Origin of the sequence: Blastococcus atacamensis (assembly GCF_002938425.1) — a bacterium.
Taxonomy (GTDB): Bacteria; Actinomycetota; Actinomycetes; order Mycobacteriales; family Geodermatophilaceae; genus Blastococcus; species Blastococcus atacamensis.
The window spans coordinates 1-22,660 of record NZ_POQU01000059.1 but is presented as its reverse complement, the minus strand read 5'-3'; the positions used below and the strand labels follow the sequence as shown (position 1 = coordinate 22,660).

General features: G+C 72.6%; 19 protein-coding genes and 1 riboswitch. Of the genes, 10 read left to right on the top strand and 9 right to left on the bottom strand.

The window, feature by feature from the left end; translation table 11 throughout:
• The first annotated feature begins 132 nt into the window (after positions 1-132).
• From C5508_RS13765 to C5508_RS13755, 3 genes are all read left to right on the top strand, one after another.
• Complete coding sequence (locus tag C5508_RS13765; protein WP_104525518.1) at positions 133-1,239, top strand: LytR C-terminal domain-containing protein; 1,107 nt, start codon at positions 133-135, stop codon at positions 1,237-1,239.
• Positions 1,240-1,316: 77 nt separating this feature from the next.
• The gene (locus tag C5508_RS13760) at positions 1,317-4,229 is read left to right on the top strand and encodes an alpha/beta fold hydrolase (RefSeq protein WP_232797131.1); all 2,913 of its coding nucleotides are present in this window, start codon (positions 1,317-1,319) and stop codon (positions 4,227-4,229) included.
• Positions 4,226-5,098 carry an ABC transporter permease gene (locus tag C5508_RS13755; RefSeq protein ID WP_104525516.1) on the top strand — a complete coding sequence of 291 codons (873 nt, stop codon included), beginning with the start codon at positions 4,226-4,228 and terminating at the stop codon, positions 5,096-5,098. The genes C5508_RS13760 and C5508_RS13755 overlap by 4 nt, the downstream gene beginning before the upstream one ends.
• 37 nt (positions 5,099-5,135) lie before the next feature.
• Here the strand turns inward: C5508_RS13755 and C5508_RS13750 are convergent, their stop codons facing one another.
• Complete coding sequence (locus tag C5508_RS13750) at positions 5,136-5,957, bottom strand: HAD family hydrolase (RefSeq protein WP_104525515.1); 822 nt, start codon at positions 5,955-5,957, stop codon at positions 5,136-5,138.
• Positions 5,958-6,015: 58 nt separating this feature from the next.
• Positions 6,016-6,142: riboswitch (SAM riboswitch) on the top strand.
• 12 nt (positions 6,143-6,154) lie between these two features.
• On the opposite strand from C5508_RS13750, the gene thrC reads away from it, so the two are divergent.
• The 4 genes from thrC to C5508_RS13730 all read left to right on the top strand — a co-directional run bounded on the left by thrC (position 6,155) and on the right by C5508_RS13730 (position 10,754).
• Positions 6,155-7,456 carry a threonine synthase gene (thrC, locus tag C5508_RS13745; RefSeq protein WP_198598078.1) on the top strand — a complete coding sequence of 434 codons (1,302 nt, stop codon included), beginning with the start codon at positions 6,155-6,157 and terminating at the stop codon, positions 7,454-7,456.
• Positions 7,457-7,640: 184 nt separating this feature from the next.
• Positions 7,641-7,841: a cold-shock protein gene (locus C5508_RS13740; protein ID WP_029337676.1), complete on the top strand. Its 201-nt coding sequence runs from the start codon at positions 7,641-7,643 to the stop codon at positions 7,839-7,841.
• Positions 7,842-8,102: 261 nt separating this feature from the next.
• Positions 8,103-9,737, top strand: coding sequence for a chaperonin GroEL (gene groL / locus C5508_RS13735; protein WP_104525514.1), 1,635 nt, complete (start codon positions 8,103-8,105; stop codon positions 9,735-9,737).
• Between the two features lie 231 nt (positions 9,738-9,968).
• A complete protein-coding gene (locus tag C5508_RS13730) occupies positions 9,969-10,754 on the top strand; it encodes a DUF72 domain-containing protein (RefSeq protein ID WP_104525513.1) in 786 nt (261 codons plus the stop codon).
• Between the two features lie 4 nt (positions 10,755-10,758).
• Here C5508_RS13730 and C5508_RS13725 read toward each other — a convergent pair whose 3' ends face one another.
• Both C5508_RS13725 and C5508_RS13720 read right to left on the bottom strand, forming a co-directional pair.
• Positions 10,759-11,436, bottom strand: coding sequence for a hypothetical protein (locus C5508_RS13725; protein ID WP_104525512.1), 678 nt, complete (start codon positions 11,434-11,436; stop codon positions 10,759-10,761).
• A gap of 100 nt (positions 11,437-11,536) precedes the next feature.
• Positions 11,537-12,532 carry a Gfo/Idh/MocA family protein gene (locus C5508_RS13720; RefSeq protein WP_104525511.1) on the bottom strand — a complete coding sequence of 332 codons (996 nt, stop codon included), beginning with the start codon at positions 12,530-12,532 and terminating at the stop codon, positions 11,537-11,539.
• A 37-nt stretch (positions 12,533-12,569) separates the two neighbouring features.
• Here C5508_RS13720 and C5508_RS13715 point away from each other — a divergent pair, with 37 nt between their 5' ends.
• On the top strand, positions 12,570-12,836 hold the full coding sequence (locus C5508_RS13715; protein ID WP_104525510.1) for a DUF4031 domain-containing protein: 267 nt from the start codon (positions 12,570-12,572) through the stop codon (positions 12,834-12,836).
• Here the strand turns inward: C5508_RS13715 and C5508_RS13710 are convergent.
• Both C5508_RS13710 and C5508_RS13705 read right to left on the bottom strand, forming a co-directional pair.
• Positions 12,787-13,443, bottom strand: coding sequence for an HD domain-containing protein (locus C5508_RS13710; RefSeq protein WP_104525509.1), 657 nt, complete (start codon positions 13,441-13,443; stop codon positions 12,787-12,789). The two genes, C5508_RS13715 and C5508_RS13710, sit on opposite strands and share 50 nt — an antisense overlap.
• A complete protein-coding gene (locus C5508_RS13705) occupies positions 13,440-14,705 on the bottom strand; it encodes an ArgE/DapE family deacylase (RefSeq protein ID WP_104525508.1) in 1,266 nt (421 codons plus the stop codon). The genes C5508_RS13710 and C5508_RS13705 overlap by 4 nt, the downstream gene beginning before the upstream one ends.
• A 63-nt stretch (positions 14,706-14,768) precedes the next feature.
• On the opposite strand from C5508_RS13705, the gene C5508_RS13700 reads away from it, so the two are divergent.
• Both C5508_RS13700 and C5508_RS13695 read left to right on the top strand, forming a co-directional pair.
• Positions 14,769-15,506, top strand: coding sequence for a phospholipid scramblase-related protein (locus tag C5508_RS13700; protein ID WP_104525507.1), 738 nt, complete (start codon positions 14,769-14,771; stop codon positions 15,504-15,506).
• Positions 15,507-15,957: 451 nt separating this feature from the next.
• Entirely contained in the window at positions 15,958-17,253 is a 1,296-nt protein-coding gene (locus tag C5508_RS13695; RefSeq protein ID WP_104525506.1) for an MFS transporter, read from the top strand.
• A gap of 39 nt (positions 17,254-17,292) precedes the next feature.
• On the opposite strand, the gene C5508_RS13690 is transcribed toward C5508_RS13695, so the two are convergent.
• The 4 genes from C5508_RS13690 to C5508_RS13675 form a co-directional block, all read right to left on the bottom strand.
• Positions 17,293-17,520: a DUF6458 family protein gene (locus C5508_RS13690; protein WP_104525505.1), complete on the bottom strand. Its 228-nt coding sequence runs from the start codon at positions 17,518-17,520 to the stop codon at positions 17,293-17,295.
• 235 nt (positions 17,521-17,755) lie between these two features.
• Complete coding sequence (locus tag C5508_RS13685; RefSeq protein WP_232797130.1) at positions 17,756-19,507, bottom strand: DEAD/DEAH box helicase; 1,752 nt, start codon at positions 19,505-19,507, stop codon at positions 17,756-17,758.
• 297 nt (positions 19,508-19,804) lie between these two features.
• Positions 19,805-21,490, bottom strand: a complete 1,686-nt coding sequence (locus tag C5508_RS13680; RefSeq protein ID WP_104525504.1) for a DNA repair helicase XPB — start codon at positions 21,488-21,490, stop codon at positions 19,805-19,807.
• Between the two features lie 107 nt (positions 21,491-21,597).
• Positions 21,598-22,660: SAM-dependent methyltransferase (locus C5508_RS13675; RefSeq protein ID WP_104525519.1), on the bottom strand; the 1,063-nt coding region annotated here is incomplete at its 5' end.

The window sequence follows — 22,660 nt, the reverse complement described above, 5'->3', positions numbered from 1 at the left end:
TTGTTTATGCTATATGATTCACTATAAGTCTTTATATTTTGTTTTCTTTTTAATTGGCTTGATTCCACCGTGTCACACCATATCGTCTTCGCCGGCAGCGTCATATGTGTATAAGGGCACTGGTGCTAGCTGGTGACGCCGGCCCGCCCGGACGTCGTGGCACCGGTGTCGGCCGGTGACGCCCTCTTCGCCAAGCCGGTGCACTCCGCCGCCAAGGCCGCCGCGCCCTCGTTGACGCCCTCGGGCTCGTGGGTCGAGGACGAGGCGCTGGTCACGACGGGCCCCAGCCGCGCTCCGCGTCCCGCCCCCCGCGTTCCCCGCGTGCCGCGTCAGACCACCCCGTCCGGCGCCCCCTCGTCGTCCTACGGCGACTGGACGAAGCCCTCCCGCGCCGACGGCTCCGCCCGGGCCGCGTTCGACCTGGGAACCGACCTGGACCTGCCGCAGGCCCTGGTCCCCCCGATGACCACCGCGATCCCCGAGCGGAACACCGGGGCGAAGCGCTCCGCCGACGTCGAGGAGTACGTCGACTACGACGAGGCCTACGAGGACGAGTACGACGACGACCTCGAGCTCGACGACCACGAGGCTCCCGCCGCCGTCCGGGGCCCGGCGAAGGCCGGTCGCGCCGCTTACCGTGCGGAGCGCCAGGCCGCGGACTCCGCGCGCCGCCGCGCCGCCAAGAAGAACGGCACCCCCGAGGTCATCTTCGAGGACGAGGAGGAGCGCAAGCCCCGTCTGATCCTCAAGAGCCTCGTCGCCATGGCGGTCGTCGCGCTCGCCGTCCTCGGCGTCTACACCGTCACGAAGCCGCCCGCGAAGGAGGCCAGCGCGCAGGCGCCGGCCGCCCCGACCAGCGTCGCCGTCCCCGCCATCCCCACGGCCGAGCTCCCGCCGCTGGCCAACGAGCCGATCTCCCTGGAGCCCGAGGTCGCCACGGGCGCCAAGCTCCCGGTGACCGTCCTCAACGCCACCAAGGTGACCGGCCTGGCCGGCAAGATCTCCTCCGCCGTCGTCGCGGGTGGCTGGGAGTCCCCGGGCGTCGGCGCCTACGAGGGCACCCCGGTCGCCACCACCACGGTCTTCTACACCGAGGGCGACGAGGCGCAGCGCCAGGCCGCGACCGAGCTGGTCGCCCAGTTCCCCGAGCTGGCCGGTCCCGCCGCCCGGTTCTTCGAGGTCACCGACGTGCCGGCCCCGGGCCTGGTCATCGTCGCCACCGGTAACTGGACCCCCTGACGCCTGCGACCGGGGCCGCGCGGAACCCGCGCGGCGTCCCGGCCGTTGGCCGCTTCGTGCGTTCCCTCCGCGGGCCCGTGCGTGCGGGTGGACGCGCTCCGCTCGCCGCCCTGCTCGCCGTCCTCCTGTCCTCCGCCACCGTCGCGTTCGCGCCGTCGGCGGCCGCTGCCGAGATCCGGACCGAGGACGCCCGCGTCCCCTCCGGATCCGGGGCGGACGCCGTGGAGCTGGACACCACGCTGTACCTGCCCGACACCGAGGACCCGGCACCAGCCGTGGTCCTGGCGCACGGGTTCGGTGGCAGCAAGCGCTCGGTCGCCGACGACGCCACGGCGCTCGCCGAGCGCGGGTACGTGGTGCTCACCTTCTCCGCCCGCGGCTTCGGTGAGAGCACCGGCCAGATCGGCCTGAACGATCCCCGGTACGAGATCGCTGACCTCTCCACGCTGCTGGACCTGCTGGCCGAGCGCGACGACGTGCAGCTCGACGCCGACGGCGACCCTCGCGTGGGCGTCGCCGGCGGTTCCTACGGCGGCGGGCTGGCGCTGCTGGGCGCGGCCTACGACGACCGCGTCGACGCCATCGCGCCGCAGATCACCTGGAACTCGCTGACCACGGCGCTCTTCCCCTCGCAGACCGGCACTCCCGACGCCGACACGGTGGCCGCCACCCCGCAGACGGTCGACGCCGGTGTCTACAAGCGGCTGTGGGCCGGGCTCTTCTTCGGGATCGGGTCCTCGCCGGCCGGCGGTCTGCTCGGCGGCTTCGGTGCCCCGGCGGGGGACGACGACGAGGGCGGGGACGCGGGCGGCGACGCGGACACGGGCGGCGCCGCCTCGGCGCCGGCCGGCGGCCGGGCCATGGGCGCCATCCCGCCGGAGCTGCTGGAGCGCGCCGCGCAGAACCCGGAGGCGGTCGAGCAGCTGCTCACCTGCGGCCGGTTCCGGGCCGACATCTGTGCCGCCTACCAGGCCGCCGCCGAGGCCGGCACGCTCACGCCCGAGGTGGCCGCGGTGCTCGATCGCAGCAGCCCGGCCGGTGTGCTCGACCGCATCGAGGCGCCCACGCTGCTGATCCAGGGCACCCAGGACTCGCTCTTCGGGCTCGGCCAGGCCGACGCCAACGCCCGCGGCATCGCCGCGAACGGCACCCCGGTCAAGGTGGTCTGGTACGAGGGCGGCCACGACTCCTCGGCGTCGGAGGACCAGACCGAGGCGCTGCGCGAGCAGGTCGGCGGCTGGTTCGACTGGTACCTCCGCTCTGCTGACGACCCCGCCCGAGGCCCCGACCCCGGCACCGGCTTCGAGTACCCGGCACCCACCGGCATCGGCAGCGGCCTGGGCCGAGTGCAGGGCGGGAGCCGCACCGTCGTCGCCGACCGGTACCCGGGACTGGCCGGCGAGGAGCCCGCGACCCGTCGCCAGGTGCGCGTCGAGGGGCCGCTGCAGCCGGTGGTCAACCCGGCCGGCGGGACGCCCGCCGCGCTGACGACCGTCCCCGGGCTGGGCGCGCTCACGGCCGCGCTGGGCGGGACCACGCTGGAGATCCCGGGCCAGTACGCGGCCTTCGACAGCGCGCCGCTGGACGCTCCCGTGGAGGTCGTCGGCGCCTCGACGGTCGACCTGCAGGTGGCGGCACCAGGCGGCACGGCAACGCTGTTCGCCAAGCTCTACGACGTCGGCCCCGACGGGAGCATGACGCTGCCGAGCGGACTGGTCGCGCCGCTGGCGCTGACCGGCATCTCCGCCGACCCCGCGGAGCCCACGCAGGTCAGCGTCACCCTGCCCGCGATCGTGCACCGGTTCGAGACCGGCCACACCATGCGGGTCCTCGTGTCCTCCACCGACCAGGCCTTCGCGCTGCCGACCGCGGCCGGCGCCTACTCGGTCGGGCTCGCCTCGGCCGACGGTGCCGACCTCGCCGTCCCCGAGGTGGGCGGGAAGTCCGAGGGGACCGGCGGTTCGGCGCGCTGGTGGGTGCTGCTCGGCGTGCTCGCGGGGCTGGGGCTGCTCGGCTGGCTGGCCGCGAAGTGGTGGGGAAGCCGACGACGTCGTCAGCTCTCGGCCGCCGACCCCGACGGCGAGGACGTGCCGCTGCGGTTCGAGGGCGTGACCAAGGCCTACAAGGACGGCTTCGTCGCCGTGCGGGACCTGTCCTTCGAGGTCCGCACGGGCCAGGTGCTCGGGCTGCTGGGCCCCAACGGCGCCGGCAAGACGACGTCGCTGCGCATGCTCATGGGCCTCATCCGCCCGACCGAGGGGCGGATCAGCATCTTCGGGCACGCCGCGGGTCCGGGCGCCCCGGTGCTGTCTCGACTGGGTTCCTTCGTCGAGGGCACCGGGCTGCAGCCGCACCTCTCCGGCCGCGACAACCTCACCCTCTACTGGGCCGCCACCGGTCGCCCGGCGGAGGACGCGCACATGGAGGAGGCGATCGCGGTCGCCGGGCTCGGCTCGGCGATCGACCGGCCGGTGCGCCGCTACAGCCAGGGCATGCGCCAGCGCGTCGCCATCGCCCAGGCGATGCTGGGGCTGCCCGACCTGCTGGTGCTCGACGAGCCGACCAACGGTCTGGATCCGCCGCAGATCCACGCCATGCGTGAGGTGCTGCGCGACTACGCTGCCACCGGTCGCACGGTCATCGTCTCCAGCCACCTGCTCAGCGAGATCGAGCAGACCTGCAGCCACGTCGTCGTCATGGCCAGGGGTGCGAAGATCGCGCAGGGCACCGTGGAGGAGATCGTCGGCACCGGAGGATCGGTGCTCGTCGGTCTGGCCGACGGCGCCGACACCGACCGGGCCATCGCCGTGCTCGGCGCGGTGCCCGGGGTGACCGCCGCCCGCACCGACGAGGGGCTGGTCGCGGAGCTGGACGGCGCACGCCGGTCCGACGCGCTGCAGGCGCTGGTCGCCGCGGGCATCGCCGTCGACCAGTTCACGCCACGACGACGGCTCGAGGACGCGTTCCTCGCGCTGGTGGGGGAGTCATGACCGTCAGCGACCACGTGCAGCCGACCGGAGCGGTCGCCGGGTACCGGCCGGAGCGGACGCTGCGGCTGTCGGTGGAGCTGCGCCGGCAGTTCAAGCGCCGCCGCACCCTCGGCGTCTTCGCCCTCATGGCCGCCCTGCCGCTGGTCCTCATCGGCGCGCTGAAGCTGGGCGCGAGCGAGGAGGCTGCGGAGAACAGCCGCATCAACCTGGTCGACGTCGCCACCTCCAGCGGGCTGAACTTCACCCTGTTCGTGCTGTTCGCGACCACCGGGTTCTTCCTCGTCGTCGTCTACTCGCTGTTCTTCGGCGACACGGTGGCCACCGAGGCCCAGTGGGGCTCGCTGCGCTACGCCCTGGCCACGCCGGTGCCGCGGATGCGCCTGCTCCGCCAGAAGTGGTTCGCCGCCCTGGCGCAGTCGGTCGCGGCGCTGCTGACGCTGGCCGCGGTGGCCGTGGTCGCCGGCGGTCTCGCGTTCGGGTTCGACGACATCCGGACGCCGGTCGGGATCACCCTGGACCAGGGCGACGGCATGCTGCGGCTGGCCGGCATGCTCGGCTACCTCGCCGTGCACCTGCTCGTCGTCGGCGCGCTGGCGTTCTGGTTCTCCACCATCACCGACGCGCCGCTGGCCGCCGTCGGTGGTGCGGTCTTCACCATGGTCGTCTTCGCGATCCTCGACCAGGTGGAGCAGCTGGGCTCGATCCGGGACTGGTTCCCGACGGCGGAGGAGTTCGCCTGGACCGACCTGCTGCAGACGCCGATCGACTCCGGCGACATGTTCCGCGGCGTGATCCAGTCGCTGGTCTACGTCGCGATCTTCACCGCGCTGGGCTTCCGGCACTTCGCCCGCCGCGACGTCACCAGCTGACGGAGGCCCCGGTAAGGACTTCCGGTACCGGAAGTTCCTACAGGTTGGCGCGGACCGCCTGGGCCCAGCCCTCGCCCATCGGGCCGTCGGTGACGGCGACGTTCGGGATCGCCGCCACGAGCCCGGTCATGCCGTCGACGCCGGCCCCGTTGGCGGTGATCCACAGCCGGCCCACCGCGGGTGCCATGTCCAGATCGCTGACGCTGTCGCCGATCGCGATCGCGTCGTCGGGGGACAGGCCGCGCCGCTCGAGGTCCCACGCGATGGCGGCGCCCTTGGAGATGCCGCGCGGCATCAGGTGGTACACCCGCGGCGGCGCGGGGTCGTCGTGCAGACCGAACCGGGACGACGCGGGGATCGCCCCGTTGTCCTTGAGCGTCAGCCAACCCGCACCCTGCTCGGCCAGCCAGGCGTCGACGCCGAGCGAGTCCACCCGGCCGCGGAGCAGGGCGTCGGAGTCGTGGGTGGTGTGCCAGGGCGCGTGCCACTCGAGCCGGCCGGCGTGGGCGGCGATCAGCTCCTCGACGACGCCGAGCTCGGCCATCACGTCCATGGGCGTGCGGTCGCCGTAGCGCTCGGGCAGCTCGCCGCGCAGCCGGTGCGGAGTGCGTCCGGAGCCCCAGCCGATCGTGGCGCCCAGCTCGGCGATGGCGCCGTCGGCGGCGAAGATGCGCGCGGCCTCTACGACCTGCTCGTAGGTGCGGCCGCTGACCAGCACCAGTGCGACGCCGGCGCGGTGCAGGTCCAGCAGGGCGGCAGCCGGCCCGTCGGTCAGCTCACGCCCCGCCGTGTGCCAGAAGGAGCCCCGTGGCCCCACCATCGTCCCGTCGAGATCGGTGTAGACGACGCGCACGCTCACCAGGTCATCCTGTCCGGCCGCCGCCCGTCGTCGTGCACTGGGTACAGTGCACGCTGTTCACTCATCCAGAGGGGCAGAGGGACACGGCCCGATGAAGCCCCGGCAACCGCCGACTGCGCTCGCGCAGCGGGAGGTGCCAATTCCGTCCCGCGCGGCTCGACGGCCCGATGCGGGGAAGATGAGGAGGTAGTCGTCGCATGACTCTGACCGCTCCCGGATCCGTCCAGGCCGACTCCAGCGCCGGCGGCCCCGTTCCGCCGTGCCCGGCGCGCGGCCTGGTCTGTCGCAACTGCGGCGCCACCTTCGGCCTGATCGCTGAGCACGCCTGCGCCGAGTGCTTCGGTCCCCTGGAGGTCGACTACGACCCCGAGGTCATGAAGGCCGTGACCCGCGAGCAGATCGAGGCCGGCCCGCAGAACATCTGGCGCTACGTCGCGCTGCTCCCGGTCGGGCAGGACCCCGCGTCCCGCGTCTCGCTGGACCCCGGGATGACCCCGCTGGTGCGTGCCGACCGGCTGGCCGGGGAGCTCGGGCTCACCGGCGGGCTGTGGGTCAAGGACGACTCGGCGAATCCGACGCACTCGTTCAAGGACCGCGTGGTCAGCCTCGCGGCCACCGCCGCCAAGGGCCTGGGCTACAAGAAGATCGCCGCCGCCTCCACCGGCAACCTGGCCAACTCGGTGGCCGCGCACGCCGCCCGTGTCGGACTGCCCTCCTACGTCTTCATCCCGAGCGACCTCGAGCCGGGCAAGGTCGTGCAGTCGGCCGTCTACGGCCAGACGCTCGTGGCCGTCGACGGCTCCTACGACGACGTCAACCGGCTGACCAGCGAGCTCGCCGAGACCGACGAGTTCGAGGACACCGCCTTCGTCAACCAGAACGTGCGGCCGTACTACGCCGAGGGTTCGAAGACGATGGGCTACGAGATCGCCGAGCAGCTCGGCTGGCGCATCCCGGCCCAGGTCGTCATCCCGATGGCGTCGGGCTCCCTGCTGACCAAGGTGGACAAGGCGTTCCGCGAGCTGCGGGCGGCCGGCATCGTCGAGGCCACCGAGTGGACGATCTTCGGCGCCCAGTCGGCCGGCTGCGACCCGATCGCCACCGCGTTCGACAACGGCTGGGACGTCGTCAAGCCGGTCAAGCCCACCGGGATCGCCAAGTCGCTCAACATCGGCAACCCCGCCGACGGGCCCTACGCGCTGGACGCCATCCGGCGCACCGGGGGAGCGGTCGCCCGCGTCGGTGACGACGAGATCGTGCAGGGCATCCGCGACCTGGCCCGCACCACGGGCGTCTTCGCCGAGACCGCCGGTGGCGTCACCGTCGCCGTCCTGCGCAGGCTGGTCGAGGGCGGGCAGCTGGACCCGGCGAAGGAGACCGTCGTCCTGAACACCGGCGAGGGCCTCAAGACCCTCGACCCGCTGGAGCCGGTGGTCGGTCCCACGCACCGGGTCGAGCCGTCGCTGAAGTCCGCGCGGGCCGCCGGCCTCATCGGCTGAGAGCCCGCGACGCGACACGTCGCCCGTTCCGGTAACGGTCCGGCGCAGGAGGGCCGCCACCAGCGCTTTCCTGTTGTACGTTCTCGCGCGGTTCCAGTTCCATGTTCGTGATCGACGGGCGGAAGAGCTAGGCCCGGTCCCCGACCCAGCGGGACCGTCCGTACGCACGAACGTGGGAGCACACGTGGCACAGGGCACCGTGAAGTGGTTCAACGCCGAGAAGGGCTTCGGCTTCATCGCCGTCGACGGCGGCCAGGACGTCTTCGTCCACTACTCGGCCATCCAGATGGACGGGTACAAGAGCCTCGAAGAGGGCCAGCGGGTCAACTTCGAGGTCGTCCAGGGTGCCAAGGGCCCCCAGGCGGACGGCGTCACCGCCGCCTGATCGCAGTCGCTCGAAGGCCCGGTCCCCGTTCGGGGGCCGGGCCTTCGTCGTCCGGCGGATCGTTCGTCGGGGGACCCGTTCTTGCACTCGCCGGGGTCGAGTGCCAGACTCGTTTCTGGCACTCGGGACTCCCGAGTGCCAATCAGGTCGGAACGGTGAGGCACTGGCGCGCGGACGCAAGGGAGTCCGCGTTCCCCGGTGTCGTCCGTCGCGGGCACCAACCCGGCCGTGCAGCGATCAATGCATGGAGGACATCACCACATGGCCAAGATGATCGCCTTCGAGGAAGAGGCGCGCCGCGGCCTCGAGCGGGGCATGAACACCCTCGCCGACGCCGTCAAGGTGACCCTCGGTCCCAAGGGCCGGAACGTCGTCCTGGAGAAGAAGTGGGGCGCCCCCACGATCACCAACGACGGCGTGAGCATCGCCAAGGAGATCGAGCTCGAGGACCCGTGGGAGAAGATCGGGGCCGAGCTCGTCAAGGAGGTCGCGAAGAAGACCGACGACGTCGCGGGTGACGGCACCACCACCGCCACCGTGCTCGCCCAGGCGCTCGTTCGCGAGGGTCTGCGCAACGTCGCCGCCGGCGCCAACCCGATGGCCCTCAAGAAGGGCATCGAGAAGGCCGTCGCCTCGGTCAGCGAGTACCTGCTCTCGACCGCCAAGGACGTCGAGACCAAGGAGCAGATCGCCGCCACTGCCTCGATCTCCGCCGCTGACCCCGCCATCGGTGAGCTCATCGCCGAGGCCATGGACAAGGTCGGCAAGGAAGGTGTCATCACCGTCGAGGAGAGCAACACCTTCGGTCTCGAGCTCGAGCTCACCGAGGGCATGCGCTTCGACAAGGGCTACATCTCGCCCTACTTCGTGACCGACGCCGAGCGCATGGAGGCCGTCCTCGACGACCCGTACGTGCTCGTCGTGAACTCGAAGATCAGCTCGGTCAAGGACCTGCTCCCGCTGCTGGAGAAGGTCATGCAGGGCGGCAAGTCCCTGGCCATCATCGCCGAGGACGTCGAGGGTGAGGCCCTCGCGACCCTGGTCGTGAACAAGATCCGTGGCACCTTCAAGTCCGTCGCCGTCAAGGCCCCGGGCTTCGGTGACCGCCGCAAGGCCATGCTCGGCGACATCGCCATCCTCACCGGTGGTCAGGTCATCAGCGAGGAGGTCGGCCTCAAGCTCGAGAGCGCCGGCGTCGAGCTGCTGGGCCGCGCCCGCAAGGTCGTCGTCACCAAGGACGAGACGACGATCGTCGAGGGTGCCGGTGACGCCGACCAGATCCAGGGTCGCGTCAACCAGATCCGCGCCGAGATCGAGAAGTCGGACTCCGACTACGACCGCGAGAAGCTCCAGGAGCGTCTGGCCAAGCTCGCCGGTGGCGTCGCCGTCATCAAGGCCGGTGCCGCGACCGAGGTCGAGCTCAAGGAGCGCAAGCACCGCATCGAGGACGCCGTGCGCAACGCCAAGGCCGCCGTCGAGGAGGGCATCGTCGCCGGTGGTGGCGTCGCTCTCGCGCAGGCCACGGCCGTCGCGTTCGAGAAGCTCGAGCTCGAGGGTGACGAGGCGACCGGTGCCAACATCGTGCGCGTCGCGCTCGAGGCGCCGCTGAAGCAGATCGCCATCAACGCCGGCCTCGAGGGCGGCGTCGTGGCGGAGAAGGTCCGCAACTCCGAGACCGGGCACGGCCTCAACGCCGCCACCGGCGAGTACGTGGACCTGGTCGCCGCCGGAATCATCGACCCCGCCAAGGTGACCCGCTCGGCGCTGCAGAACGCCGCCTCCATCGCGGCGCTCTTCCTCACCACCGAGGCCGTCATCGCCGACAAGCCGGAGAAGGCCTCCGCGGCCGCTGCCGGCGGCGGCGACATGGGTGGCATGGGCGGCATGGACTTCTAGAAGGACCCCTCCGCCCCCCGGACCTCGCACGCTCGGCCCGGGACCCTGCGGAGGGGCCGTTCCAGGTCCCTCACCGACAGGGGCGGTCCGCTTCGGCGGGCCGCCCCTGTCGGCGTTCCCCGAGGGTCAGCCCGCTCGTCGGACTCCTGAGCCCTGCCGTGACGCGGGTCGGGTGTCGCCCGACCGGCTCAACCCGGTGTGGGGCGCCGTCGTCGGGGGAAGGGCCACCCGGTGACCGTGATCATCGGGACCTCGGGCTGGCAGTACCGCGACTGGCGCGGCGCCTTCTACCCGCAGAAGCTCCCGCAGCGACTGTGGCTGGAGCACTACGTCCAGCACTTCGCGACGGTGGAGAGCAACAACGCCTTCTACCGGCTGCCCGAGCACGAGACGTTCGTGAAGTGGAAGGACCGCACGCCCGACGATTTCCGGTGGGCGGTCAAGGCCAGTCGCTTCCTCACCCACATCAAGCGGCTGCGCGAACCGGAGGAGCCCGTCGCCCGCCTCATGGGACGCGCGGAGGGGCTGGAGACCAAGCTCGACACGATCCTCCTGCAGCTCCCGCCCACGCTGAAGGCCGACGCCGACCTGCTGCGCGACTGCCTGGCCCAGTTCCCCGGTGGGACGCGCGTGGCGGTGGAGCCTCGGCACGAGTCGTGGTGGACCGACGACATCCGGGCACTGCTGGAGCGCTACGGAGCCGCCCTCTGCTGGGCGGACCGCGAGGAGCAGCCGGTCGCCCCGCTCTGGCGCACCACGGACTGGGGCTACCTCCGCTTCCACCACGGCTTCGAGCAGTGGGGCTACCGCGCGGAGACGCTGCAGTTGTGGGCCGACCGCCTCGCCACCACGTACGGCGACGAGGACGTGCTCGTCTACTTCAACAACGACCCCGGGTGCGCCGCGGTGATCGACGCGGTGCGCTTCGCGGCCTGCGTCCGCCGGGCGGGCGGGACACCGACCCGGGTGCCCACGGCCGACCAGGCGACCGGGCTGGCCTGGGCCGAGCCCGCCTGAGCCGTCAGTTCTTCTTGCCGGGCCCGTGACCGCCCTGGCCGGCCGCACGCTCCGCGGAGTCCTCGGCAGCGTCGGCCGCGTCCTCGGCCGCCTCGCGGGCCTGCTCGGCGGCGTCCTCGGCCGCGTCCCGTGCCTGCTCGGCGGCGTCCTCGGCCGCGTCCCGTGCGGCCTCCTCGGCGTCGCGGGCCGCCTTCTCCTGCTGCCGGGCGGCCTCGCGGGCGGCCTTGTCCGCGTCGCGCTGCTGCTGGCGGGCCAGGTTCGCCTGCAGCGTCGCCTGGGCGTTCTCGTTCGCGTGCTGGAGGGCGTTCTCCAGGCCGTGCTGCCCGCCCTCGTCCACCGTGCCGTCGTCCTCGGGGGAGTCCTCGGTCGCGTCGTCCCCTGTTGGCTCGTCCTCGGGAACGTCGTCGCCGGAGTCCTCGGGGGCGTCGGTCACCGGTTCCTCGACCTCGACCTCGACCACGTCGCCGGAGGCGACGTCGTCCTCGGACGACGGGAGGTCGAACGGCGTCACCGTCTCGACGGCGCTCGCAACGGTGTCCTGCACCGGGTCGGGGAGCACACCAGCAGCACCGGCCCCGGTGACGGACGCGGTGGCGATGCCCAGACCGGCCGCGGCCTTGGCGACGGTGCTCGCACCGGCGATCTTGGCGGCCACGGCGGCCAGCCCCTCGAGAAGTGCCATGGGACGAGTGCTCCTCCGAACGCGTGCCGCGGGGTGCGGCTACTCCTTTCGTCTTCGGCATGAAGCGGCGTCGGCTGAAGCGGATTCACCCGCACGGAGGTCAGAGGACGTCGACCGCCTCGGTGTGCTGCACCCCCAGCTGGTCGGCGGCCTGCCCCAGCACGTCCTGCACCGCGAGGGTGTGGGCCAGCGGCATGACCGCGCTCTCCGTACGCCCCGCGCGCAGGCACTCGGTCACCTCGATCAGCTCGTGCGCGTAACCGGCGCCGGTCTGCGGGCGGGTGATCTCCTCGGGCTCTGCCCCGGAGCGGTGCAGGACGATCGTCTGCGGGTGGTGGAAGCGGGGGAGCACGTCGATCCAGCCCGTCGTCCCCACCACCCGGGCGGTCCCGGGCAGCGCGTACCGCAGCGACGTCGTGAGGGCGGCGTTCCGGCCGTCGTCGTAGCCGAGCAGGATGGCCGCCTCCGCGTCCGCGCCCGAGGGGAAGACCGATCCGGTGGCGACGACGCGGTCCGGGGTGCCCAGCAGCATCTGCGCGAAGGAGACGACGTAGACGCCCAGGTCCAGCAGCGCCCCGCCGCCCAGCTCGAGGGCGAAGAGCCGGTCGGCGGGGTCGTACTCGCGGGCCACCCCCAGGTCGGCCTGCACCGAGCGCACCTCGCCGATGGCGCCGTCGGCGACGAGCTCCCGCAGCGTGACGACGGCCGGCTGGAAGCGGGTCCACATCGCCTCCATCACGAAGGTCTGCGTCTCCCGCGCCAGGTCGACGACCTCTCTCGCCCCGGCGGTGGTGGCGGTGAACGCCTTCTCCACGAGCAGCGCCTTGCCGGCGCGCAGCGCGGCCATGGCCAGGGCGTGGTGCTGCGGGTGCGGCGTCGCGAGGTAGAGGACGTCGACGTCCGGGTCCTCGATGATCGCGGCGTAGGAGCCATGGGCCCGCTCCAGCCGGTGCCGCTCGGCGAAGGCGTCGGCCCGCTCCTGCGAGCGTGACGCGACGGCGACCGGCCGGGCATCCGGCGCGACGCCGAAGTCGGGCATCACGCTCTCGGCGATGCGGCCCGGCCCGACGATTCCCCAGCGGATCTCCCTGTTCACGACGACGACGCTATCCGGGGCGGGCAGACTGCGACGCGTGGCCGTGCTCATCGACAGTCCTGTCTGGCCGTGGCGCGGCCGCCGGTGGTCGCACCTCGTCAGCGATGTCTCCTACGAGGAGCTGCACGCCTTCGTCGACGCGGAGCTCGGCATCCCGCGACGGGCGTTCCAGGGCGACCACTACGACATCCCCGAGGACCTGTACGACGTCGCCGTCACGGCGGGCGCTCAGGCGGTCGGTGCGCGTGAGCTGCTCAGCCGTCTGCGGGCGGCGGGGCTGCGCCGGAAGAAGCACGCGACCTGAGCAGCGCCAGCTCGGCGGCCAGGTTCGCGCGGGCCCGCGGCTCCCAGTCGGCGACGGCGGGCAGCCGGAACAGCCGCGGGAGGGCCAGCAGCTGCTCGAGCACGGCGATCCGCCCGGCCGTGAACACATCGTCGGAGAGGTGCCCGTACTCGGCGCGGATGGCGGAGGCGTACACGGCGTAGGACTCCGGAGGCCCGGCCAGCACGGCGAGGTCGGCGTCGCAGAGGGCCTCGCCGGCGGGATCACCGGGTTCCGGGTCGTGCGAGGAGGTGAGCAGCACGAGCCGGGCGACCTCCTCGACCCGGGCCTCCGGCACCAGACCGCGCAGCCCGGCCCGGGCGCGGGCGGCGCTGACCTCCTCGTTGTCCGCGCGCTGCGGGTCGTAGACGACGTCGTGGTACCAGGCGGCCAACAGGACGGCGTCGCGGTCGGGGACGCCGGCGGCCAGCTGCGCGGCGACGCCCAGGACGGCGGCCAGGTGCGTCAGGTCGTGGTACCGGCGGTGCGGTTCGCTCCAGGCGGCGAGGACAGCGGCCCACTCGGTGCGGGAGGTGGGGGTGTCGCCGGCCAGCGCCGCCCAGGCGTCGAAGCCGATCAGCGTGCTCACCGGACGCCGCAGGTGCGCAGCGCCAGCAGCGCGAAGGCGCGGGCGGCGGTGACCAGCTGGTCGATGGGCACCCGCTCCAGCGGCCCGTGCGCCAGCTCCAGGTCACCGGGGCCGTAGTGCAGGGTCGGGATGCCGGCGGCCGCGTACTGCCGCAGGTCCGTGCCCGCGGTCAGGGCCCGCTCCTCGGGAGGCGGGCCGCCGGCGTCGACCACCGCGCGGCGCACCGCGGGCAGCAGCGGGTGCCCGGGTGACAGCTGCCCACTGGCGAAGGCGCCGCCGGTCCAGGTCAGGCGGGCCGGGTGGTCGGCCAGCCAGGGATGGGCGGCGCACAGCTCGGCCAGCCGGGTCTCCAGCACCGCGCGCGCGGTCCCGACCGGTTCGCCGAGCCGCACGCCGTAGCGCCCCTCGGCGACCAGCCGGTCGGGCACCGAGCTGGCCCAGTCGCCGGCCTGCAGCCGGCCGATGGACAGGCCGTAGGGGAAGGGGGCGTCGCCGAAGCGCGGATCGGCGTCGCGCTGCCGTTCGGCCTCCAGCTCGCGCAGTCCGGCGTGCAGGTGCTCGAACAGCTCGATCGCGCTCACCCCGCGGTGGCGCAGCGCGGCATGGGCGGCCTGACCACCCACCTCCAGGCGGAAGGTGAGCGCCCCGGCGTGCGCGGTCATGACGGCCTGGGCCGTGGGCTCCGGGATGACGCAGAGCTCGCCGGTGTGCCCCCGGCGGAGGGTCGCCCACGCCCCGAGCCCGCCGTCCTCCTCGCCGACGACCGCGTGCACCGCCAGCGGCCGGACCAGGCGCACCCCCGCCGTCGCCAGGGCGTGCACGGCCGCCAGAGAGGCGACGACACCGGCCTTCATGTCGCACGCGCCGCGGCCGTGCACCGCGCCGTCGGAGATCCGCGGCACGAACGGGTCGCCGTCCCAGAGCGTCGGATCGCCGGGCGGGACGACGTCGGTGTGCCCGGACAGCACGAGTGCGGGCGTGCCGGTCCCGCCCACCGTGCCCGCGACGCCCCACGCCTCGGTGCGGTCGACCTCCTGGCCGGGCGCATCGGCGGCGGCGGCCGCCTCGGCCAGGTCGATCTGCCAGCGGTCGACCGCGCAGCCGAGCTCCTCCAGGCGGTCGGCGACCAGGTGCTGCGCCTCGCTCTCGGCGGCGGTGCCCCCGACCGACGGGACCGCGACGAGCTCGCAGAGCCGCTCCACCGCCCACCGCTCGTCGACGGCGGACAGCACCCGCGCCTCCATGGCGGTGAGGTCGGCCATGCGCCGGAGTCTGGCACGCGTCGCCGACCGGGCCGGACGGCGGCGGGCGTTAGCTTGGCGGCCGTGAGCCGACCCCCGCCGCCCGGCTGGTACCCCGATCCCGCCGGGAGCCCGGCCGCTCGCTGGTGGGACGGCCAGGGCTGGACCGAGCACCTCCAGCAGCCGCCCGCGCCCCCGGCGCCGGCGCAGCAGGTGGCCGGCGGGCCGTCCCTCTACGACCAGCCGGTGCTCGTCGTCTCGCAGAAGACCAAGCTCATCGAGCTCACCAACGAGTACGCGGTGTACGACGGCCAGGGCCAGCAGATCGGCGCCGTCGTCCAGGTGGGTCAGTCGGCGGGAAAGAAGGTCGTGCGGCTGCTCTCCAGCCTCGACCAGTTCCTCACCCACCACCTCGAGGTGCGGGACGCCCGCGGGCCGGTGCTCGTGCTGACCCGCCCGGCCAAGTTCGTGAAGTCCCGGATCATCGTGCAGCGCCCCGACGGGCTGCCGCTGGGCGAGATCGTGCAGGCCAACGTGTTCGGCCGGATCCGCTTCGACCTGATCGCCGACGACCGGGTGGTCGGCAGCATCCAGGCCGAGAACTGGCGGGCCTGGGACTTCGCCGTCGTGGATGCGGCCGGCATTGAGGTCGCCCGGATCACGAAGAAGTGGGAGGGCCTGGCGCGCAGCCTGTTCACCACGGCCGACCGCTACGTCGTCCTGGTGCACTACCGGCTGCCCGAACCGCTGGCGAGCATGGTGATCGCCTCCGCGCTCACCGTGGACATCGCCCTCAAACAGGACGAGCGTGGGCTCAATTGAGTCCGCGGTCCTCCGGACCGCCCGCGGTGACATTGCGGTCCTCCGGAGCGCACCGCGGCCAGGTGCCGTCCCGGCTCAGGCGGAGCCGCTGAGTCACGCCTGCGCGGACCCTCCGGGCCCACTCGGCGTGACGACACGTGCCGGTTCGGGGCGTACTGTGGCTGCTGTCCGGGCCGGGTGCATCGTGCCCCCGGGTGCCATTTGGTTATCGCCTTCACGGACTACCGCCCCGACCTCGGTCGGGGGCCTGGAGCCGTGTTGTGCTCTCCGCCGCGAGGCGGCCGTCATCCGGTCCGGACCTCACTTCCGGTGAGCCCCCGCCCCTCCCGGGCGGGGGCTCTCGTGCGTCCGCCCCTCCCCGGCCGGGGCTCTCGCGCGTCCGCCGAGGTGCCGGGCAGGGCCGACCGATCTAGCGTGAGCCCGGTCTCGACCGCTCTACCGAGGGGGCACCATGGCGGGCGCGGTACGACAGGAGCCGACGGCGGAGAAGCACAAACTCCCGGTCAAGACCCTGGTCTCGGCCAGCATCGGCAACGCGGTCGAGTGGTTCGACTGGACGGTCTACGCCACGTTCGTCGTCTTCTTCGCCGGCCAGTTCTTCCCCTCGGAGAACGAGGCGCTCGCGCTGATCGGGGCGACGTCCACCTACGCCCTGGCCTTCTTCTTCCGCCCGCTCGGCGGACTGCTGCTGGGCCGGTTCGCCGACCTCAAGGGCCGCAAGGCCGGCATGCTGCTGACCATCCTGCTGATGGCCGGCGGGTCGATGGTGATCGCGGTGCTGCCGACCTACGAGCAGGTCGGCTGGCTGGCCCCGGTCCTGCTGCTGCTGGCCCGCGTCGCGCAGGGCATGTCGCTCGGCGGTGAGGTGTCCAACGCCTCGGCCTACCTGGGCGAGATCGCCCCGCCCGCCCACCGCGGCCGGTACTCGTCGTTCTTCTACGTCTCCACGGGTTCGGCGCTGCTGGCCGCCTCGCTGCTCGGCGTGCTGCTGACCACCGTGCTGACCCAGGACCAGCTCGAGGCCTATGGGTGGCGGATCGCGTTCTTCGTCGGTGGCGTGCTCGGCCTGGTCGGCATGTGGCTGCGGCGGTCGCTGGTGGAGACCGAGCAGTTCGAGGAGAACGCGGAGAAGGCCCGCGCGACCAAGAACCCGCTGCTGCAGACGATCAAGCACCACCCGAGGGCCGTCGTCCAGCTGTGCGCGTTCACCCTGCTGTCGACGCTGTCGTACTACACGTTCTTCAGCGCGCTGACGCCGTTCGCGATCAGCTTCCGGGACGCCGACAAGACCGACGTCTTCATCGCCCTGTCGATCGGGACGGCGCTGTTCGTCGCGCTCTGCTACCCGTTCGGCAAGCTGTCGGACTCCATCGGGCGCAAGCCCCAGCTGCTCATCTGGTCCGGGGCCATGGCGGTGCTCATCGTTCCGTTGTCCTTCCTCGTGCAGGACAACCTGGCTTCGCTGATCGTCGTCTTCTGCGTGGGGCTGGGGCTCTACGCCCTGATGGCCTCCATCGCGCCCGCGATCATGAGCGAGCTGTTCCCCACGGAGCTGCGCGCCACCGGCATCGGTGCCTGGTACAACCTCACGGTCGCGGTCTTCGGAGGGACGGCGCCGCTGGTCATCACCGCGCTGTCGGACGCCGGGCACCCGCTGTGGTTCTTCTGGTACGTCGCGGTGGCCGCGGCCGTCGCGTTCGCCGTCATCCTCACGCTCAAGGAGACAAAGGGCACCGAGCTGCGCTGAGGCGCGGCGGGCAGGCCCGCCGCGCCCCGAGCGCGTCGATCAGTAGCTCTCTTCCGTGGTGCTCCGGCGCACCGGGGCACCGGCGTGGGCGCCGTAGTCGTCGGTGTGGGTGACCCGCCGCTGACGCGGGCCCCAGACGGCCAGCTCCAGGACGATGCCCAGGGCGCCGGCGATCATGAGGATCCAGCCGACCACCTGGAGGTCGACGCCGCTGACGTCGACGCGCAGTGCGAAGGTCAGGACGGCGCCCAGGGCGAGCAGGACCATGGACGTCCGAGCCGCATTGCGAACTCCCTTCTTCACGTCCCGGGCAGGCCGGGCCGGCGGCGCTCGCCACGGGCCGACCCGTGCCCCGGCCGGCGCGGGAAGAACCGGCCCAGGGGCGCGGTGTCCCTCGAAAGGGTGCGGGCTGGGACCCCTCGGGGTGGCGAGGGGACCCGGGAGTGCCCGGTCGCCCGATGCCCGCCGCGGGACCTCGCGGCGTTCGCACACGCCTCCCGCCTCAGAGCATCGTGCGGAGGCGCTCCCGACGGGCGCGGAGGACGTCGACCGAGGCCGAGGCCGACGGCGGTCCGGGCACCGACTGGCGCAGCTGGGTGTGCACCACGGCCTGGGGCTGCGACGTCCGCGCCGCGACGCGGTTGACCAGCCGGTTGATCTCCCGGCGCAGCTCCGCGGCATCGCGCCACGAGCGGCCGGCGTCGTCCTCGTCGGGGTGGTCCTCGACGACCATGAAGTCCTCCGCGTGGTCGCGGTGGCTCTGCGCGATCCGTACCCGCAGCTCGTCGTCCCGCTTGGCCAGCAGCTCCGCCGTCTGCGCGGGAGTGAGCAGCCCGGGGATGCCCAGGAACTCCTCCTCCTCCTCGCCGACGACCACCGTCGGGCCGGAACCCTCGCCGGTGTGCGCCGTCCCGCTGTGCAGCACGTGCGCGAAGCGGGCGTCGGCCTCGAGGGCCTCCCACTGCTTCATCTCGCCCTCGCGCGGCTCACGCGGCGGCAGGTCGAGCGCCTCGAGCTCCTCGTCGGGCTGGCTCTTCGGCGGCGGCATGACGTGGTTGCGCTGCTCCTCCATGGAGGCGGCCAGCGACAGCAGCGGGCGGACGGCGGGGAGGAACACCGTCGCCGACTCGTGCGACGCCCGGGAGCGGACGACGCGGCCGACGGCCTGGGCGAAGAACAGCGGCGTCCGGTAGGAGGTCATCCAGGCGAGGACGGCGGCGCGGGGGACGTCGACGCCCTCGGAGATCATGCGAACGCAGACGGCGATCCGGGCCGACCCGGTGGCGAAGCGCTCGATCTTCTTCGAGGCCTTGGGGTCGTCGGAGAGGATCAGCTCGGCGGCCTTGCCGGTCACCCGGCGGACGATCTTGGCGTAGGCGCGGGCGTCGTCCTGGTCGCTGGCGAGGATCAGGCCGGCGGCGTCGGGCATGCCGCCCTCCTCGCGCAGGTGGGTGATCCGGTCGTCCATCGCGGCGATCACGTGCGGCACCCACTGGCCCTTGGGGTCCAGCGCGGTTCGCCAGGCCTGCATCTCCACCGACTTGGTGCCGGCCTCGCTCAGCGAGGCGGCGACCACCTCGCCGGCGGAGTTCCGCCAGCGCGAGGTGCCGGTGTAGGCGGCGAAGACGACGGGGCGGACGACGTTGTCGGCCAGCGCCTCCTTGTAGCCGTAGGTGTAGTCGGCGCGGCTGACCAGACCGCCGGCCTCGCCCTCGAAGGTGTCCTCCTCGTAGCGGACGAAGGGGATGCGCTCGTCGGGCTTGGTGCGGAACGGCGTCCCGGTCAGGCAGAGCCGGCGCGCCGCCATGCCGTAGGCCTCCTCGACCGCCTCGCCCCAGGAGAGGCCGTCGCCGGCGTGGTGGACCTCGTCGAGGATCACCAGCGACTTGACGGCGGTGGAGCGGGCGGCGTGCAGCATCGGCTTGCCGGCGACCTGGGCGTAGGTGGTCACGTAGCCCTGGGTGCCGGCGCGGACCGGTCCGACGGCGTTGGTCAGGTTCGGGTCGAGGACGATGCCCATCGCGTCGGCGGCCTCGGCCCACTGCAGGCGCAGGTGGTCGGTGGGGGCGACGACGACGACGCGGGCGACCTCGCGGCGGGCCAGCAGCCGGGCGGCCAGCGACAGCGCGAAGGTCGTCTTGCCGGCGCCGGGCGTAGCGGTGACCAGGAAGTCCTTGGGGGACTGCTCCTCGTACTGCGCGAGCGCGGCCTGCTGCCATGCGCGAAGCGGACGGCTGGTGGTCTGCGGGCTCAAGGCTTCCGCTCGCAATGCACTCCCCATGACGGGGTCCATCTTCACTGGCCGGGGGGCAACACGCCCAACCGGTCCCCTGCCGCGCGCCCTGGTGGCGACCACGTATAGGGCCGGCCCGCGCGGCTCTGACCTGCGGAAACGCGCGGTCAAGGGGTGGTGGCTGTGGGGATCCTCATGCCGTGAGGAACCGTCACGTCACTCCCTCCGGTCACGGCAATCCCGGTGGGGTAGCTGACGGCGTGCACTGATGCGCAGTTCCGGGTGCCGGACCTGCGCATCAGTGCACACGCAGGGCCCTCAGTCGGCGGGCTCGTCCACCCAGTCGGGGCCGTTGACCTCGCCCGGGCCGGCCAGGTCGGCGGCGTCGACGATGGTGTACGCGTAGCCCTGCTCGGCCAGGAAGCGCTGACGGTGCGCGGCGTACTCGCTGTCGAGGGTGTCGCGGCTGACCACCGTGTAGAAGTGCGCCTGCCGGCCGTCGGCCTTGGGGCGGAGCACCCGGCCGAGCCGCTGCGCCTCCTCCTGGCGCGACCCGAACGTCCCCGACACCTGCACCGCGACCGCGGCCTCGGGCAGGTCGATGGAGAAGTTCGCGACCTTGGAGACGACGAGGGTCTTGATCTCGCCGGTGCGGAACGCGTCGAACAGCCGCTCGCGCTCCTTGTTCGTCGTCGACCCCTGGATCACCGGGGCGTCGAGCGCCTCGCCCAGCGCCTCGAGCTGGTCGAGGTAGGCGCCGATGACCAGCTTCTGCTCCTCGGGGTGCCGCTCCAGCACCCGCCGGATCACCGGCAGCTTCGACTGCGCGGTGGCCGCGATCCGGTACCGCTCCTCGGGCTCGGCGACGGCATAGGTCATCCGCTCCTCGTCGTCGAGCGCCACCCGCACCTCGACGCACTCGGCCGGAGCGATGTAGCCCTGCGCCTCGATGTCCTTCCACGGCGCGTCGTAGCGCTTCGGCCCGATGAGGGAGAAGACGTCGTCCTCGCGCCCGTCCTCGCGCACCAGCGTGGCGGTGAGGCCCAGCCGGCGGCGGGACTGCAGGTCGGCGGTCAGCCGGAAGATCGGCGCCGGCAGCAGGTGCACCTCGTCGTAGACGATCAGGCCCCAGTCCTGCGCGTCGAACAGGTCGAGGTGCCGGTACTCACCCTTCCGGCGGGTGGTGATCACCTGGTAGGTCGCGATGGTGACCGGCCGGATCTCCTTGCGCTCCCCGGAGTACTCGCCGATCTCCTCCTCGGTCAGCGTGGTGCGCGCGATGAGCTCGCGCTTCCACTGCCGGCCCGAGACGGTGTTGGTCACCAGGATCAGTGTGGTCGCCTTGGCCTCGGCCATGGCCGCGGCGCCGACCAGCGTCTTGCCCGCGCCACAGGGGAGGACGACGACGCCCGAGCCACCGGCCCAGAAGCCGTCCACGGCCTCCTGCTGGTAGTCGCGCAGCTGCCAGTTCTCCTGCTCCAGGAAGATCGGGTGCGCCTGCCCGTCCACGTAGCCGGCGAGGTCCTCCGCGGGCCAACCGACCTTGAGCAGCGCCTGCTTGAGGCGGCCGCGCTCGGAGGGGTGGACGGCGATGGAGTCCGCGTCGATGCGGGTGCCCAGCATCGGGGCCACCTTCTTCGACCGGATGACCTCTTCCAGCACCGCGCGGTCGGTGCTGGTCAGCACCAGCCCGTGCACCGGGTTGTTGGCCAGGGTGAGGCGGCCGAAGCGGTCCATGGTGTCGGCGACGTCGACCAGCAGCGCGTGCGGCACCGGGTAGCGCGAGTAGCGGACCAGGGCGTCGACGACCTGCTCGGCGTCGTGACCTGCGGCGCGGGCGTTCCAGAGCGCGAGCGGCGTGACCCGGTAGGTGTGCACGTGCTCGGGCGACCGCTCCAGCTCGGCGAACGGCGCGATCGCCGCGCGGCACTCGCGGGCCAGCGGGTGGTCGACCTCGAGGAGCAGGGTCTTGTCCGACTGGACGATCAGGGGGCCGTCGCTCAAGGCGGGGAATCCTTCGTTCGGGGATGACGGCGCGGACGAGCGCGCCGGACTGACCACGGTAACGCCGGATGCCGACCGCTCCTTCCGGGTCGGGGTCGGAACCCGGGTCACACCCAGTCGGAACGGCGCAGCGGTGGTTCCTCGCCGCCCGGCCGGCGGAGCAGGACCTGGTTGACGCCCATGTCCCCGGCCTCGAACGCCAACGCGCACGCCGCCATGTAGAGCCGCCACACCCGCGCGCGTCCCTGGCTCGACGCCGCCACCGCGGCGTCCCAGTGCTCCTCCAGTCGGCGCACCCAGGCCCGCAGGGTGAGGGCGTAGTGCTGCCGGAGCGCCTCGACGTCGAGCACCTCCAGCTGCCCGCCGGCCTCTAGCAGGCCGACCATCTCGCCCAGCCCGAGCAGCTCGCCGTCGGGGAAGACGTAGCGGGCGATGAAGGTGTCGGGGTTCCACGTCGTGGTGCCCGCATTCCAGGCGATGGCGTGGTTGAGCAGCCGCCCGCCCGGGCGGAGCAGGTCGTGCAGCCGGCGGGCGTACTCGGGCATCTGGTCCCGGCCCACGTGCTCGGCCATGCCGATCGAGCTGATCGCGTCGAAGGGGCCGTCCTCGACAGCGCGGTAGTCCTGGACGCGAATCTCGATCCGGTCGGTCAGCCCGGCCTCTGCCACCCGCTTGCGGGCCAGCTGGGCCTGCTCCTCGGACAGCGTGATGCCGACGACGGTGGCGCCGTAGCGCTGCGCCGCGTGGATCGCCATCGAGCCCCAGCCGCAGCCGACGTCCAGCAGTCGCGAACCGGGAGTCAGCCCCAGCTTGCGGCAGACCAGGTCGAGCTTGGCCTCCTGCGCGGCCTCCAGCCCGGTGTCGGGGGTGGCCCAGACCGCGCAGGAGTAGACCATCGAGGGCCCCAGCACGAGCTCGTAGAAATAGTTGCCCACGTCGTAGTGGTGGGCGATCGCGGCGGCGTCCCTCGACCGGGAGTGCCGACGGCCGATGCGCCCGAGGTCGGCCTCCTCCAGGGGTGGCGCGGGCTCGGGCCCGATGGCTCCCAGGCGCAGGGCGGTACCGGCGAGCTGGAGCCGTTCGCGCGGGGTGGGCGCTGTCTCATATATACATCTGACGTTGCCGACGGAAAGGATAGAGTAAAATACAGTGGATCGTGTTGATATCCAA